The sequence below is a fragment of the Xylanibacter oryzae DSM 17970 genome, assembly GCF_000585355.1.
Lineage (GTDB): Bacteria > Bacteroidota > Bacteroidia > Bacteroidales > Bacteroidaceae > Prevotella > Prevotella oryzae.
In genome coordinates, this window is sequence record NZ_KK073873.1 from 1959334 (window position 1) to 1975358 (window position 16025).

A 16025-nucleotide genomic window follows, 5' to 3' on the forward strand; every position below is an offset into this window, starting at 1 on the left:
GTCTTTAATTTGCAGAAATAAAGGTTATTCTTGCATAACCATTACCAGAACGGATTCCATTTTGCATACCGGTAGTTCCGCTTATAAGACTTTGACTTAGATGACCTGAACCACCACCTGCACCACCTCCAACAGGAGTACCTCCTCCTCCATACCAGCCGCCTCCACCACCTGGGCCTGATTCATTTGATGTTACTCCAGAACCACCATAACCAAAACCGCCAGAAGCCGCAATACCATAATTTGTACTTGTTCCTCCAGATCCTCCGAAAGTTTGAGTTCCGCCTTTACCTGTAGTAGATGCATTAGGATGAACTCCTACGCCATCTGAGCCAGAAATTCCGCCGCCATCTCCACCAACATAGCCATCTGTAGCTCCTCCACCTCCACCTGCCACAATAAGAATATTAGTTGACATTGTATTTAATAATCCTGATGATGTAGACATATGTGTTGCGCCACCTCCAATAGCTTGCCCTAAACCTCCACCATTATATCCATTACCAATATTGCCGGATCCTCCTACTTGTATGTATATTATTTGACTACCATTCAATTTAATATTACCAAAAGAATAACCTCCTTTACCACCATTAAGTGATGTCGTATTATATCCACCTTCAGCTCCCCATACTTCCAATTTATACGTTCCTGTTAGAGGAACTGTATAGGTTTGAACACCTCCAGTATAATCAAATGCAGCTAAAGATATAGTTTTCGAAATATTATATGTATATATTTTACCAGCTTCCCAATTTCCAGATATAGATTTAGTGAGTGTACCACCATTGCTATAGGTAATAGTTATACTTGCATCACTACCGAGTGTTTGTGGCATCATCATAAAAGTCGTCGCGCCAGTAGTGATTGTTGTACTGGTATTTGTTGAGAATGATATAATCTGTGAGAAAGCCTTTTTAGATGTTGCGTCTTGAATCCATGTACCATTCAGGCTATATGTACCCTTATATAAAATATTATTTAACGCAATACCTGTTATTGTGCCGGTAGGCATACCAGCGCTACCTACGCAGAACTGTACAGCAGCAAAAATATGATTGAATGCTAAAGGAGTAGATGAATTAGTATTACCACTAACATTATTACCTGTAGCAGTCATTATATCAATTTGATCTGATACCTTATCAGGAACTGTGTATGATAAAGTCGGAGCAGATCCTGCAGTATGAGAAATGCTACTATAAATACTAGCAGGGTAGTATGCATAGAAGCTCACTGTTTTAGTTGTAGTTCCAGGCCAATAGTGAGGTGCAGTTGTCTGCCACATATTATTAGTATAAGACACAGCCTCGTTATTTATGATAGTGCTGTAGTTTTTTGTTCCATCATAAGCATCCGCAATAATATTAAAGCTACTTGCTTTATCAAATGATGAGCCAGAAATCGGAGTAGCCCTTGTTTTACTATTTGAAACACTGTCATTATTTTTCCATTCAGGTACCGATACGGAAAAGTTCAATAATTTAGTATTGTCATTATCAAAAATACTATTTTCACTTGTGCAAGAACAGATGCACAAACTGGCTATTAGTAATAAATATAAAGAGTATAATGAGTCTGCATACTTATTCCTTTCAAATTTCCTAGACATATCCGATTCCTTTTCCTATGTCTCTTCTCTCCGCGAGAGAAGAGAAACGTAAAGAAATCAGGCTCTAATTTGCAGAAATGAACGTTATTCTTGCATAGCCATTGCCAGTATGTCCTATTTCTGTTCCACCTGAAGGTGCTGGCATAGAAGCGTTACCAGCAATCATTTGCGAATTTGTAAAAATATATCCAGAATAATGATTAGGAGATCCTGTGTGAGTAATATTATCAGATGTTGATGATTTATCAATGGCATTGCAACCAGAATAACCTGATATAAACGAAGAACCACTTGCTCCAGAGCCAACAGTGCCACAACCATGATTTCCATTACCTCCCGCATAATATCCATTACCTCCTCCACCTGTAGTAACATAATTATATGAAGTGTAACCAAATCCAGCCCGAGGTGTACTAGGATACATATGATCACCTGTGCCATGAAGTCCCCCTTGGTTTTGTTCACCACCCGTTGCATCATTACCGACACGACCACCATTACCCTTTCCAGATAAGCCCAATAAAGAACCTGCATCAGCTCCATTCAAGTTCGTATTGTAAGTACAAGCACCACCTCCCCCTGCTGCAACAAGAATTCTTGTTTTAAGAGAATTAAAATCATTCCATTTTCCGTTTGAGAGTCTTATATCTGTTGACCCACCGCCAGCATATGTCCAATTCTGTTTATTATACAAAATAACACTAACTGATTCTCCACCGTTGTTAAATATTATATGTCCTGTTCTTCCTAATGTGAATAATACAGCATCCGATGGATCTTTAGTTGAATTGTATGTCTCCGTTGTCAAAGGAACACTTTCATCAAAGATATCTCCTTTTTCCCCAACATATACATATAGTATAGAACCTCTGGTTAACTTTAGGTTTCCACAAACATATCCACCTTTTCCTCCTATAGTAGTTGAGTTTCCTCCTCCACAACTTCCCCAACACTCTATTTTATATGTTCCATCCAATGGTATTGTATATGTCTGAACATCACCCGTATAGTTAAAATTAGCAGTCTGTATTATCTTCGAGATATTGTACGTATATATTTTACCAGCTTCCCAATTTCCAGATATAGATTTAGTAAGTGTACCACCATTGCTATAGGTAATAGTTATGCTTGCGTCACTGCCTAGTGTTTGTGGTATCATCATAAAAGTCGTTGCACCTGATGTTATAGTAGTACCAGTATTTGTTGAAGATGAAACATCCTGTGAGAACGTCTTTTTAGATGTTGCGTCTTGAGTCCATGTACCATTCAGGCTATATGTACCCTTATATAAGATATTATTTAACGCAATGCCTGTTATTGTACCGGTAGGCATACCAGCGCTACCTACGCTGAACTGTACAGCTGCAAAAATATGATTGAATGATAAAGACGTGGATGAATTAGTATTACCACTAACATTATTACCTGTAGCAGTCATTATATCAATTTGATCTGATACCTTATCAGGCACTGTATATGAAAAAGTAGGAGTAAACCCTGCAGTATGCGTAATACTGCTAGAAATACTAGTTGGATAATACGCATAGAAGTTAACTGTATTATTTGCAGTTCCAGGCCAATAATGAGGAGCAACTGTCTGCCACATATTATTAGTGAAAGAAACAGACTCTTTATTTATAATAGTGCTGTAATTACTTTTCCCGTCATAAGCATCCGCAATAATATTAAAGCTACTTGCTTTATCTAATGATGATCCTGAGACAGGCATGGCTCTTGTCTTACTATTTGAAGTACTGTCATTATTTTTCCATTCAGGTACAGATACTGTAAAGTTCAATAAATTACTATTATTGCTATCAAAAATATTATATTCACTTGTACAAGAGCAGATGCACAAACTGGTAATTAGTAATAAATATAAAGAGGATAATAAGTTTGCATACTTATTCCTTTTAAATTTCCTAGACATATCCGATTCCTTTTCCTATGTCTCTTCTCTCCGCGAGAGAAGAGAAACAAAATAGAATCAGTATTTAATTTGCAGAAACAAAGGTTATTCTTGCATAACCATTGCCATAACGTACTCCTGTCTGAAAAGAACCATCGTCGACACCTCCAATATACCCAGAACCGCCGCCACCATTGGTTTGTGATGATACACCACCATCTCCAGATGCATTTCCTCCATACCAGCCACCTCCACCAGCTCCAGCACAACCACTTGTATTACCACCATAACCGAATCCTCCTTTAATACCATCAGGGCCTACTCCCGTTTGTGTTCCACCAGTGTTGCCCTTTGTTGACATAGTACCCTTAATATTTTTTGATTCATCAATCCAATATATGTAGATTGTATTACTGCCTAATCCAACTTCCCCACCACCACACTCAAATAGAGAAACATCTTCTCCAGCCCATCCACCATTACTTCCTGCTCCTCCTCCCACAAGTAATATTGTAGATTTGAAATCAGAAAGGTCCTTTAAACATCCTGAATGTGTAGCTATATGTGTAGCTCCTCCACCTCCATATATTTCGTTTTGTGATATATATCCTGTACCACCACCATTATAACTAGTTCCATCTGTATAGTGATTTACATCATATCCTTTGCCTCCTACTACAATATATAAGACATCTCCTTTAGTTAATTTTTTATAACCACCAGCATAACCTCCAGGAGCATTTATATGTCCACCCCATCCTCCGCTTTGAGCACCCCAAACTTCTAGTTTATAAGTACCAGAAATAGGAACTGTAAATGATTGAATATTACCAGTATAATTATATTCTCTCATAAATGAAATTTTGTAATTATATGTTTTCCCAGCCTCCCATGTTCCAGATATAGTTTTAGTAAGTGTTCCTCCATTACTATAATTAATAGTTATTGTCGCGTTTTTCACAGTCTGTGGTATCATCATAAGAGTATACGTTCCTGAATAAATATCTTCGCCTGAAGTTCCTGAGATGTTCTTAGGTTGATTAATAGTAAATGTTTTCATAGAAGTCCCCAAAGTCCATCCAGTTCCCAAAGTATATGTACCTGAATTGTAAACATTACCTATGGATATTGAAGATATAGTACCATTTCCCAATCCGTTGCTACCAACAGAAAATTGTATAGCTGCAAAAATATGATTGAATGTTAAAGGAGTAGATGAATTAGTGTTTCCACTAACATTTGTTTCGGTAGCCGTCATTATATCAATCTGGTTAGTTGCATCATCTGGAACTGTGTATGAAAAAGTAGGAGCAGATCCAGCTGTATGCGTAATACTGCTAGAAATACTAGTAGGATAGCATGCATAGAAACTCACAGTATTAGTTGCAGTTCCAGACCAATAATGTGGTGCAGTTGTCTGCCATATATTATTAGTGAAAGAGACAGCTTCATCTTTTATGATAGTGTTGTAGCTACTTTTTCCGTCATAAGCATCTGCAATGATATTAAAGCTACTTGCTTTATCAAATGATGATCCAGAAATCGGAGTAGCCCTAGTTTTAGTATTTGAAGTGCTGTCATTATTTTTCCATTCAGGTACAGAAACAGAAAAGTTCAATAATTTAGTATTGTCATTATCAAAAATACTATATTCACTTGTGCAAGAACAGATGCACAAAACTACTATTAGCAATAAAGATAAAGAGCATAATGAGTCTGTACACTTATTATTATTAAATTTCCTAAACATATCCGATTCCTTTTCCTATGTCTCTTCTCTCCGCGAGAGAAGAGAAACGTAAAGAAATCAGTAATTAATTTGCTGAAACGAATGTTATAGTAGCACTACCGTTTCCAGATCTTATGCCGCTTGACATACCTGTGGTACCACTGATTAAGCTAGAACCTAAATGTCCAGATCCTCCTCCTCCGGAACAATTTTGAGGCTGTGTGGATGAACCACCACCATACCAACCACTGCCACCTGCACCTGCAGAATCGTCATTTGTCGTTTCTATATTTCCTCCTTGTCCAAAAGAACCACTTCCAATGCCTGCTCCACCTGTATTTTGTGTACCTCCAGAACCACCCACGCTTGCATCACTGCCATTTATTCCACCACCGGTACCGGGTAAGCCACCGTTATCTCCACCGCCACCACCACCTGCAACAAGTAGTATTTCTCCTTGATATAATAAATAGTTTTTAAGTACTCCTCTATTAGTCATAGCTATATGTGTGGCTCCACCACCTCCACATTGTCCATAACCACCACCATTATATCCAGCAGTAAGAGGATTGGATAAAATACTGCCATTTAGATTAAAAGTTCCAGCTCCGCCTATACAAAAGTATAATATATTACCTTGAGTTAAGTATATATTCCCATATGCATATCCACCATTTCCACCATTTCCACCTTGAGCACCCCAAACTTCCAATTTATAAGTTCCTGTAAGAGGTACTGTATAAGCTTGGATATAACCGGTGTAATCAAATGTTTTCGATTTTGTTTTCGAAATATTATATGTATATGCTTTACCAGCTTCCCAAGTTCCAGATATATTTTTAGTAAGAGTTCCACCATTGCTATAAGTAACAATTATGCTTGCATCGCTGCTTAATGTCTGTGGCATCATCATAAAAGTTGTGGCACCTGATGTTATAGAAGTACCGGCATTTGTTGATACTGATAAGGTCTGTGAAAATGACTTTTTAGATGTTGCGTCTTGAGTCCATGTTCCATTCAGGCTATAGGTTCCCTTACATAAGATATTATTTAACGCAATGGCTGTTATTGTACCATTAGGCATACCAGCACTACCTACGCTGAACTGTACTGCTGCAAAAATATGATTGAATGCTAAAGGAGCCGATGAATTAGTGTTACCACTAACATTATTATCGGTAGCAGTCATTATATCAATTTGGCTAGCAACATCATCTGGAACAGTATATGATAAAGTTGGCGCATATCCTACTGTATGCGTAATACTACTGGAAATACCAGTAGGGTAGTAAGCATAGAAGTTGACTGTATTATTTGCAGTTCCAGGCCAATAATGAGGAGCAACTGTCTGCCACATATTATTAGTGAAAGATACAGACTCGTTTTTTATGATAGTGCTGTAGTTTTTTGTTCCATCATAAGCATCAGCAATGATATTGAAGCTACTTGCTTCGTTAAATGATGATCCGGAGATAGGAGTAGCCCTCGTCTTACTATTTGAAGTACTGTCATTATTTTTCCATTCAGGTACAGATACCGTAAAGTTCAATAATTGACTATTACCACTATCAAATATATTATATTCACTAGTGCAAGAACAGATGCACAAATAGACAATTAGTAATAAATACAAAGAGCATAATAAGTCTATATACTTATACCTTTTAACTTTCCTAGACATATCCGATTCCTTTTCCTATGTCTCTTCTCTCCGCGAGAGAAGAGAAACGAAGAGGAATCAGTCTTTAATTTGGTGTTATTAATGTAATAATAGCGTATCCATCACCTTCTCTGACCCCATTTGTTATAGTAGAATTATAAGTTAAAGAGCTATTTACATAGCCAGCTCCACCACCGCCAGTGCCGGCATAGCATGTTGATGCTCCACCACCGTACCAACCGCCACCACCACCTGCGCCTTCCTCGTATACGCTGTAGCTTATGTAAGAATTTCCACCTAAACCAAATGTACCATTATTTCCAGCTCCATATGTCTGACTATTTGTTACCGCAGCTCCACTTAGTCCTCCTGCTGTTTGTGTTCCACCATAACCGGTACAACCAAACGTTGGTACATCATAGCCAGCTCCACCATTTAATCCACCTCCACTTCCTGCATTTCCTGAAATTAATTCATTACCACCACCACCACCGGCAACTATTAATATTTCAGATTTATAATTTTCATAATTATAGAGTTCTCCTCTATTTGTTAATGCAATATGAGTTGCACCTCCGCCAAATGCATGACCTGCACCACCACCATTGTATATTCGTGTTCTATAAGCTGTCGGATTAGAATATGCATCCCCAGAAAACCATGAGTAATTACAATATGATTCGCCACCCTTGCCTACACAAATAAACAAATTAGATTTTTTTTCTTTTGTAATTTGGCAAACGGCATACCCTCCTAGACCTCCATAACCTATAGATGTCATACTACCTTGTTTAGGTGTCGTTGTACCTTGTGCTCCCCATGCTTCAATCTTATAAATTCCTGCCAATGGAATGGTAAAACTTTGCACACTACCTATATAGTTGAAATTTGCTATAAATTTATAGAATGCTCTAGTTGTTATTGCTATCAATGAATTACAAGTACCAGACGAAATGCTTTGTGTTATTGACCATGCATTATTATCTGTTGCTGCACTATTAAACGTTGTATTTGTTGCAGCTTTGGCAATATAATAGTATTTACTGTTATACAGAAGAGGTATATTCTCCGAGAAATTACTTGAGGCAGTAACTGTAGTTTTGTCGGAAGAATCACTATAAGTTGTAGAACTTCCTATTGTATATGTTCTGGTAGTAGGTATACTACTGGCTCCTAGGGTTATTATCGCCAGTCCCATCTTATGTGCCATATTAAAAGTGATACTGCTGGCAGTGCTGCTTATTGTCCCCATAGAAACCTGAAGATCATTTGGATTGAACTTATTTGCTGTATTCTGGTCTGATGTAACTGTCCAACCTGATATCACACTCGAAAAGAATGCATCAGAACTTGTTGCTGAAGGTGATACACTGGATGAAGTATAGCCTGACTGATAAGGATAATAAGCAAAGTATTTATACTGAGGAGAAAAAAGCAAACCGGTAGACAACACCCAACTACTACCATTATAGGTGGCTTTAACATTCGAATTCTTTATATTGTTATTCTGGTCTACAACAAAAAGTCCTATTTCATTACCTGTTGAAAAACTTGTAGTAGGAGTAGCAACGCCACCCCAAGAACTTGGATAGGAGATTGTTCCAAGAGTCATGGTATTTACAGATGATGTAGAAAGCTTGTATATTATTGATGTACCAGCCGCCCAAGTAGTACCGGCCAGAGAGGCGGTAAGTGTCTTGTCTCCATTGCCATTATTAAAGACGGCTTCTATTACAGCTGTACTGCCGGAGGCAAATGATTGGGGAATCATCATCATTGTGTTTGTTCCACTTGTAAGGGCAACATCTGACGTTCCATCTATCGTAACGCCAGTTGTTCCATTTAGATTGATACTTATATTGCCGGTACTAGTTCCGCTACTTGTATTCCAAGTGTTGGTTGATAGATTATACGTAGCTGTAGTTATTGCATTCTTTATTGATATGCTTTTGAAAACACCAGGAACCATATCCTTACCTACAGCGAAGGTGATAGCTGTAAGAGCATGAGAAAATGTCATATTGACGCCCACATTGGCTGACGACTTACTTCTGGTCTGGTTGATTGACTTGGAGGTCATAAGGTCCGGCTGGCTTGGGACATCTGTATTTGCTGTATATGTCACAGAAGGAGTACCTGATGATGATGCACCCGCAACTGTCACATTGCTATTACCAAAAGGACTATATGAGAAGAATGAAAGTTTGTCACCATTATCAGGCCAAAAATAGTCTGTGCCGGTCTTCCACATGCCACCTGCCAAAGACACTTCCTGATTATTTATGAAATCAGGGGCGGCACCGCTTAAGTCTGTAGCTGTACTTGGGGTTCGGTAAGCCAATACGCCGAAAGAATTGACCATATTTGAAGATGTATAAGGAGAACCACGGGTAGGAACAACAGTTTCTGTAGACTCATCAATGATACGCGCACCACTTTTAGTCATCGGCTTATCGTTTGCGCTCTGTATATGTATTCCTATCTGTGTTACCGGATGAAGATAAAGAGGCGTATGCAAATTAGATTTTACAATAAGCGGACCGTTTTCATTACTCTGAAGTACGGAACGGGTCGTTTTAGAATCTTGCGAAGAATTATTAGAAGTACCATTAATCCAGCCTTCCGTAGTTATCGCTTTAAATGAAATCTTATTCGTGGATAAATTAGAATACACAAAACCTTCACTTTCTGAACAAGAGCAGATGCACAAACAGACTATTAGTAATAAATATAAAGAGCATAATAAGTCTATATACTTATTCCTTTTAAATTTCCTAGACATATCCGATTCCTTTTCCCATGTCTCTTCTCTCCGCGAGAGAAGAGAAACAAAAGAGAATCAGTCTTTAATTTGCAGAAATAAAGGTTATTCTTGCATAACCATTACCAGAACGGATTCCATTTTGCATACCGGTAGTTCCGCTTATAAGACTTTGACTTAGATGACCTGAACCACCACCTGCACCACCTCCAACAGGAGTACCTCCTCCTCCATACCAGCCGCCTCCACCACCTGGGCCTGATTCATTTGATGTTACTCCAGAACCACCATAACCAAAACCGCCAGAAGCCGCAATACCATAATTTGTACTTGTTCCTCCAGATCCTCCGAAAGTTTGAGTTCCGCCTTTACCTGTAGTAGATGCATTAGGATGAACTCCTACGCCATCTGAGCCAGAAATTCCGCCGCCATCTCCACCAACATAGCCATCTGTAGCTCCTCCACCTCCACCTGCCACAATAAGAATATTAGTTGACATTGTATTTAATAATCCTGATGATGTAGACATATGTGTTGCGCCACCTCCAATAGCTTGCCCTAAACCTCCACCATTATATCCATTACCAATATTGCCGGATCCTCCTACTTGTATGTATATTATTTGACTACCATTCAATTTAATATTACCAAAAGAATAACCTCCTTTACCACCATTAAGTGATGTCGTATTATATCCACCTTCAGCTCCCCATACTTCCAATTTATACGTTCCTGTTAGAGGAACTGTATAGGTTTGAACACCTCCAGTATAATCAAATGCAGCTAAAGATATAGTTTTCGAAATATTATATGTATATATTTTACCAGCTTCCCAATTTCCAGATATAGATTTAGTGAGTGTACCACCATTGCTATAGGTAATAGTTATACTTGCATCACTACCGAGTGTTTGTGGCATCATCATAAAAGTCGTCGCGCCAGTAGTGATTGTTGTACTGGTATTTGTTGAGAATGATATAATCTGTGAGAAAGCCTTTTTAGATGTTGCGTCTTGAATCCATGTACCATTCAGGCTATATGTACCCTTATATAAAATATTATTTAACGCAATACCTGTTATTGTGCCGGTAGGCATACCAGCGCTACCTACGCAGAACTGTACAGCAGCAAAAATATGATTGAATGCTAAAGGAGTAGATGAATTAGTATTACCACTAACATTATTACCTGTAGCAGTCATTATATCAATTTGATCTGATACCTTATCAGGAACTGTGTATGATAAAGTCGGAGCAGATCCTGCAGTATGAGAAATGCTACTATAAATACTAGCAGGGTAGTATGCATAGAAGCTCACTGTTTTAGTTGTAGTTCCAGGCCAATAGTGAGGTGCAGTTGTCTGCCACATATTATTAGTATAAGACACAGCCTCGTTATTTATGATAGTGCTGTAGTTTTTTGTTCCATCATAAGCATCCGCAATAATATTAAAGCTACTTGCTTTATCAAATGATGAGCCAGAAATCGGAGTAGCCCTTGTTTTACTATTTGAAACACTGTCATTATTTTTCCATTCAGGTACCGATACGGAAAAGTTCAATAATTTAGTATTGTCATTATCAAAAATACTATTTTCACTTGTGCAAGAACAGATGCACAAACTGGCTATTAGTAATAAATATAAAGAGTATAATGAGTCTGCATACTTATTCCTTTCAAATTTCCTAGACATATCCGATTCCTTTTCCCATGTCTCTTCTCTCCGCGAGAGAAGAGAAACGTAAAGAAATCAGGCTTTAATTAGCAGAAACGAAGGTTATTCTGGCATAGCCGTTACCAGATTTTACTCCTGCTTGTGAATTAACATTTGATAGATAATAACTAATACTTGGCTTATATGATGAAGATGGATAATAAGTTGCAAATGAAGAAGTCCAAACGTATGATGAACCACCACCTCCGCTGCCATTAAGATTTTCGCCACCTGCACAGCCACCACCATACCATCCACCTCCTCCTGCACCTAGACCTTCAACATACCAACTACTACTACCTCCATATCCAAATCCAGGATTAACGGCATTTGTATTACATGAACTTGATGAGTTAGCACCAACAGCACTTATTGTCGCTCCATATCCAGGGTCATCACCAACACCATTTCCACCATTCCATGCTCCACCATCTCCACCTTGATATACATTTGTAGACAACTCAGATCCATATCCACCACCTCCACCGGCTACAATTATTCTAGAATACAGATGAGATGCGTCATTCCAATTACCATTATTTAATGATATGTCTGTAGCACCTCCACCGCCATAAGATGCGGTTAGATTAGATCCACCTCCATTCCATCCACCAATGCCAGCCGAAGGTTGTTGCCCAACATAGATATATATTGAAAATCCTTTAGCTAAAGATATAGAACCTGTAACGTATGCACCTTTACCACCTGTTACAGACGATGATGAAGGACCTCCACCTTGTGCCCCCCAAGCTTCAAGTTTATAAGTACCTGAAATTGGAGCTGTAAATAATTGAACATCACCAGTGTAATTATATTCTCTCATAAATGATATTTTGTAATTATATGTTTTCCCTGCCTCCCATGTTCCAGATATAGTTTTAGTAAGTGTTCCTCCATTACTATACGTGATGGTTATTGTTGCATTTGTAACAGTCTGTGGTATCATCATAAGAGTATATGTTCCCGAATAAATATTTTCACCGGATGTTCCTGCTATATTTTTAGGTTGAATAATTGTAAATGTTTTCATAGAAGTCCCTAAAGTCCACCCAGTTCCCAAAGTATATGTACCTGAATTGTAAACATTACCTATGGATATTGAAGATATAGTACCACTTCCCAATCCGTTGCTACCAACAGAAAATTGTATAGCTGCAAAAATATGATTGAATGATAAAGGCGTAGATGAATTAGTGCTGCCACTAACATTATTACCAGTAGCGGTCATTATATCAATTTGGCTAGCAACATCATCTGGAACAGTATATGATAAAGTTGGTGCATATCCTACTGTATGCGTAATACTGCTAGAAATACCAGTAGGGTAGTAAGCATAGAAGTTGACTGTATTATTTGCAGTTCCAGGCCAATAATGAGGAGCAACTGTCTGCCACATATTATTAGTAAAAGATACAGACTCGTTTTTTATGATAGTGCTGTAGTTTTTTGTTCCATCATAAGCATCAGCAATGATATTGAAGCTACTTGCTTCGTTAAATGATGATCCGGAGATAGGAGTAGCCCTCGTTCTACTATTTGGAGTGCTGTCATTATTTTTCCACGAAGGAACTGAAACAGAAAAGTTCAATAATTTAGTATTACTACAATCAAATATATTATATTCACTTGTGCAAGAGCAGATGCACAAACTGGCTATTAGTAATAAAAATAAAGAGTATAATGAATAGTAGCACTTATTCCTTTCAAATTTCCTAGACATATCCGATTCCTTTTCTTATGTCTCTTCTCTCCGCGAGAGAAGAGAAACAAAAAAGATAGAGGAATTTAGAGGGAAACAGCTTAATCATATTTATACACTATTCTATGTATATTAATTATGGTATTGCAGATCCACCATCAATTGTAACTGTATAATATTTACCTGCAGAAGGAGATGTAAATGTTGTAGAAAACGTATATTTATTTGCTGTAGATGTAGACCTGCAATAAAATCCAGTTATATTTATACTGATATTTGGTCTTACCAATAGTCTATATGTCCCATTAGAAACATGTAACGGGGTTTCACCTGTTGATAGTGTAAGACCGTATGCAGAACTTGTGCTACTGAGGAAAGGATAATTTAGTTCTAACATTGACATCTGGTGATACATTGTGAATGATATTATGTAGTACGCATTATTTTGGAGTACTGTTCCTAAATTTCCCATTCCAACCATAAGATCTGCTGCTGTATATTTATCATGAGTAGATAGGTCTTTTGGTATATTCCAATTCGTGATAGCAGATGAAAAGAATGTTTCAGCTGTTGAAGCAGATGTAGAAGAACCTAAAACAGGTCCATTTGTCAACACCTGCTGATAAGGATAATAAATAAAAAATTTAGAACTAGGAGTATTTGACGTATTATAATACAGCGGGTTTGTTCCAATAGGGTAATTCCATGTACTTCCATCATAAGTTAAACATAGATTTGCAGTAGTAACAGAACCAACCCCATTTATGACATACAATCCTATCTTATCGCCTGATGTAAATGATGTAGAATAAGAATTTTCTGCAGCTCTTGTTAAACCATTATTATACAATGACCAAGACCTATAATTGGCTTTAAACAATAAAAAACTATTTTCATTATCACTTGAGCATGCTGACATTAGTATAGCAAATATCAGTACAAGGAAAAACTTATTTTTCATATTTATATGACTCTAAAAAGCTATTGCTGATCGTACAACCATATTATCAATATAATCCTTAGGCAAGTTCCCTATTATGTACACGGCATCTCCAGAAAAAGCAGCATCACAAGTTATTGAAACATTATATTCAGAACTACACCAATTCCAAGAAATAGAGTAAACAGTTTCAGATGTGTTATTATATGTCTTTGCTATATTTATGTATGTATTTATTGAGTTCTCAATAGTGCTTGATGCTTGAACAGATACTCCGCTAGTCCCATTATCTGTGAAAACGGCTTTACCTAAATTCAGCATAAAATAGTACCATTGACCTATGCTAGGCAGGAACCATCCACTATTATTCGTTTTAGGTGCTGCATTTATAGTACTTCCATAAGTTCCATTCCCAAAATTAAGTGCGGAATAATAAGCTGGATAGTTTGAACTACTTAGAATTTTAGAATTACTACCACCATAATTTTTAATTGAGAGACAATGAGTATAACCATCTATATCCAATTTCATTTTATCGAAAGTGTTTGGGAAATTAGTACTAACATCCTTGTTATCAACAACCCCATCATTAGCACTTTCCCAAGGAATTAGCTTTGATGCTGTTTGTAATGCCATTGCATAACCATGGACCCACGTATGCCCTCTATCGTTAGAGCTAGTCGTATTACTAAATATTATTCCGATAGGCCAAACTGTTTTTGTTGCATGATCTGCAAGAGTACCCCACGTCCCGTCACTAAAATAGTATTCTCCAATATTAACAGGACCATCAAAATTACTTGCGACCGTACTATTTCCTCCACTATTCCATTGACCATTATTTGTACTTGTCATTAGTCCAGCAGTAAAAGAAACTCTAGCATCGTTATATCCACTACCAGTTATGCTTATTGTATAGCTGAAATTATAGTCTCTCGGAATATTAAAATCAGAAATATCAGTTTCTTTTATGCCTCCAAGATATACGTAATAGGTAGAGTTCCAAGGATTATTGTTTGATGTACTTTTCGCAGTTATTTTCAGATAGCTTGCATTCGAAGGAGCGTTCAAACTGTTCCTGTCTTTTGCATTTCCAATATTATTTTTGTTTGCCCCCGGATAATTCTCATATATATAGTATTGACCTGTAGTAAAAGATGAAGTTGATGAAGATATTACACTTCCAAAATCCAGATATGCAGAAGAGGGATTGCTCATTGTTCCATCTTCTACAAGATAGCTAATATTAGAAACATGACACAACTGATATCCTGTTATTGTTACACCACTAGACGGGTTAATTGTAAAAGTATATTTACTATAAAGGTGCTCAAGTATTATGGATATAGTACTTGTGGTATTTGATATTGAAGCACTTTGTTCTCCATACATTATTTCGGTAGTCTTATTTGAAATATCAGTAGCAGAACCTATTTCTGGTGTTATCATTTTTTTTAGTCCATTATATGTAGATATATTATTGATATCACTACCATAATTGGCTATTACACATACTTTACAGCTGTTGGCTATTCTTGTATCAACATAAGTAGAAGTCCCAGATGAATATTTATGTCCGATGAGAAAACCGTCATTGTCAAAGATAAAAACATTTATGTCGTTTATAGATTCATCGCTAACAGTTCTTGTAATATCATTCGGCACTTTATTTTTGACACAAACATTTATTTTTGTAGTCTCTTGTGTTTTATCTGTAGTCTCCTGACTTGTAGCGCATGATGTAAATAATGCAAAACATAGCATTAAATCTAATTGCAGTATTAAAAAAGATAGTAAATAGCCCTTATATCTATTTACATTATTTTTCTTAGACATATCCGATTCCTTTTCCTATGTCTCTTCTCTCCGCGAGAGAGGGACATTTTTATTAATAATGCTGCAAAAGTAAACTTAATTTGGAAACTAAACAAATTTTCTGAAACTTTTAACATTTTGTATCGATTAAACAGTATTAATTCTTTAAAACATAGCCTTTTTTAT

9 protein-coding genes are annotated in these 16025 nt (G+C 37.1%); all 9 read right to left on the reverse strand.

All coding sequences use genetic code 11. From position 1 onward, the window contains the following. Window positions 1–4: 4 nt before the first annotated feature. The 9 genes from XYLOR_RS13365 to XYLOR_RS07930 all read right to left on the reverse strand — a co-directional run bounded on the left by XYLOR_RS13365 (window position 5) and on the right by XYLOR_RS07930 (window position 15860). The gene (locus XYLOR_RS13365) at window positions 5–1612 is read right to left on the reverse strand and encodes a fimbrillin family protein (RefSeq protein WP_084608559.1); all 1608 of its coding nucleotides are present in this window, start codon (window positions 1610–1612) and stop codon (window positions 5–7) included. Window positions 1613–1676: 64 nt separating this feature from the next. Further along, complete coding sequence (locus tag XYLOR_RS07890; protein WP_084608560.1) at window positions 1677–3542, reverse strand: fimbrillin family protein; 1866 nt, start codon at window positions 3540–3542, stop codon at window positions 1677–1679. Between the two features lie 64 nt (window positions 3543–3606). Then, a complete protein-coding gene (locus XYLOR_RS07895) occupies window positions 3607–5271 on the reverse strand; it encodes a fimbrillin family protein (RefSeq protein WP_084608561.1) in 1665 nt (554 codons plus the stop codon). A 64-nt stretch (window positions 5272–5335) separates the two neighbouring features. Further along, entirely contained in the window at window positions 5336–6931 is a 1596-nt protein-coding gene (locus XYLOR_RS07900; RefSeq protein ID WP_084608562.1) for a fimbrillin family protein, read from the reverse strand. 64 nt (window positions 6932–6995) lie between these two features. Continuing rightward, complete coding sequence (locus tag XYLOR_RS07905) at window positions 6996–9692, reverse strand: fimbrillin family protein (protein WP_084608563.1); 2697 nt, start codon at window positions 9690–9692, stop codon at window positions 6996–6998. Window positions 9693–9756: 64 nt separating this feature from the next. After that, window positions 9757–11364: a fimbrillin family protein gene (locus tag XYLOR_RS13370; protein WP_084608559.1), complete on the reverse strand. Its 1608-nt coding sequence runs from the start codon at window positions 11362–11364 to the stop codon at window positions 9757–9759. Between the two features lie 64 nt (window positions 11365–11428). Beyond that, the gene (locus XYLOR_RS13375) at window positions 11429–13105 is read right to left on the reverse strand and encodes a fimbrillin family protein (protein ID WP_084608564.1); all 1677 of its coding nucleotides are present in this window, start codon (window positions 13103–13105) and stop codon (window positions 11429–11431) included. A 115-nt stretch (window positions 13106–13220) separates the two neighbouring features. Next, window positions 13221–14045: a fimbrillin family protein gene (locus XYLOR_RS07925; protein ID WP_036878288.1), complete on the reverse strand. Its 825-nt coding sequence runs from the start codon at window positions 14043–14045 to the stop codon at window positions 13221–13223. 12 nt (window positions 14046–14057) lie between these two features. Next, window positions 14058–15860: a DUF4906 domain-containing protein gene (locus XYLOR_RS07930; protein WP_084608565.1), complete on the reverse strand. Its 1803-nt coding sequence runs from the start codon at window positions 15858–15860 to the stop codon at window positions 14058–14060. Between the last annotated feature and the right edge of the window lie 165 nt (window positions 15861–16025).

Bases quoted from the DNA above. Each gene is read 5' to 3' on its own strand.
- XYLOR_RS13365 (WP_084608559.1), bottom strand. From the start codon at position 1,612: ATGTCTAGGAAATTTGAAAGGAATAAGTATGCAGACTCATTATACTCT.
- XYLOR_RS07890 (WP_084608560.1), bottom strand. From the start codon at position 3,542: ATGTCTAGGAAATTTAAAAGGAATAAGTATGCAAACTTATTATCCTCT.
- XYLOR_RS07895 (WP_084608561.1), bottom strand. From the start codon at position 5,271: ATGTTTAGGAAATTTAATAATAATAAGTGTACAGACTCATTATGCTCT.
- XYLOR_RS07900 (WP_084608562.1), bottom strand. From the start codon at position 6,931: ATGTCTAGGAAAGTTAAAAGGTATAAGTATATAGACTTATTATGCTCT.
- XYLOR_RS07905 (WP_084608563.1), bottom strand. From the start codon at position 9,692: ATGTCTAGGAAATTTAAAAGGAATAAGTATATAGACTTATTATGCTCT.
- XYLOR_RS13370 (WP_084608559.1), bottom strand. From the start codon at position 11,364: ATGTCTAGGAAATTTGAAAGGAATAAGTATGCAGACTCATTATACTCT.
- XYLOR_RS13375 (WP_084608564.1), bottom strand. From the start codon at position 13,105: ATGTCTAGGAAATTTGAAAGGAATAAGTGCTACTATTCATTATACTCT.
- XYLOR_RS07925 (WP_036878288.1), bottom strand. From the start codon at position 14,045: ATGAAAAATAAGTTTTTCCTTGTACTGATATTTGCTATACTAATGTCA.
- XYLOR_RS07930 (WP_084608565.1), bottom strand. From the start codon at position 15,860: ATGTCTAAGAAAAATAATGTAAATAGATATAAGGGCTATTTACTATCT.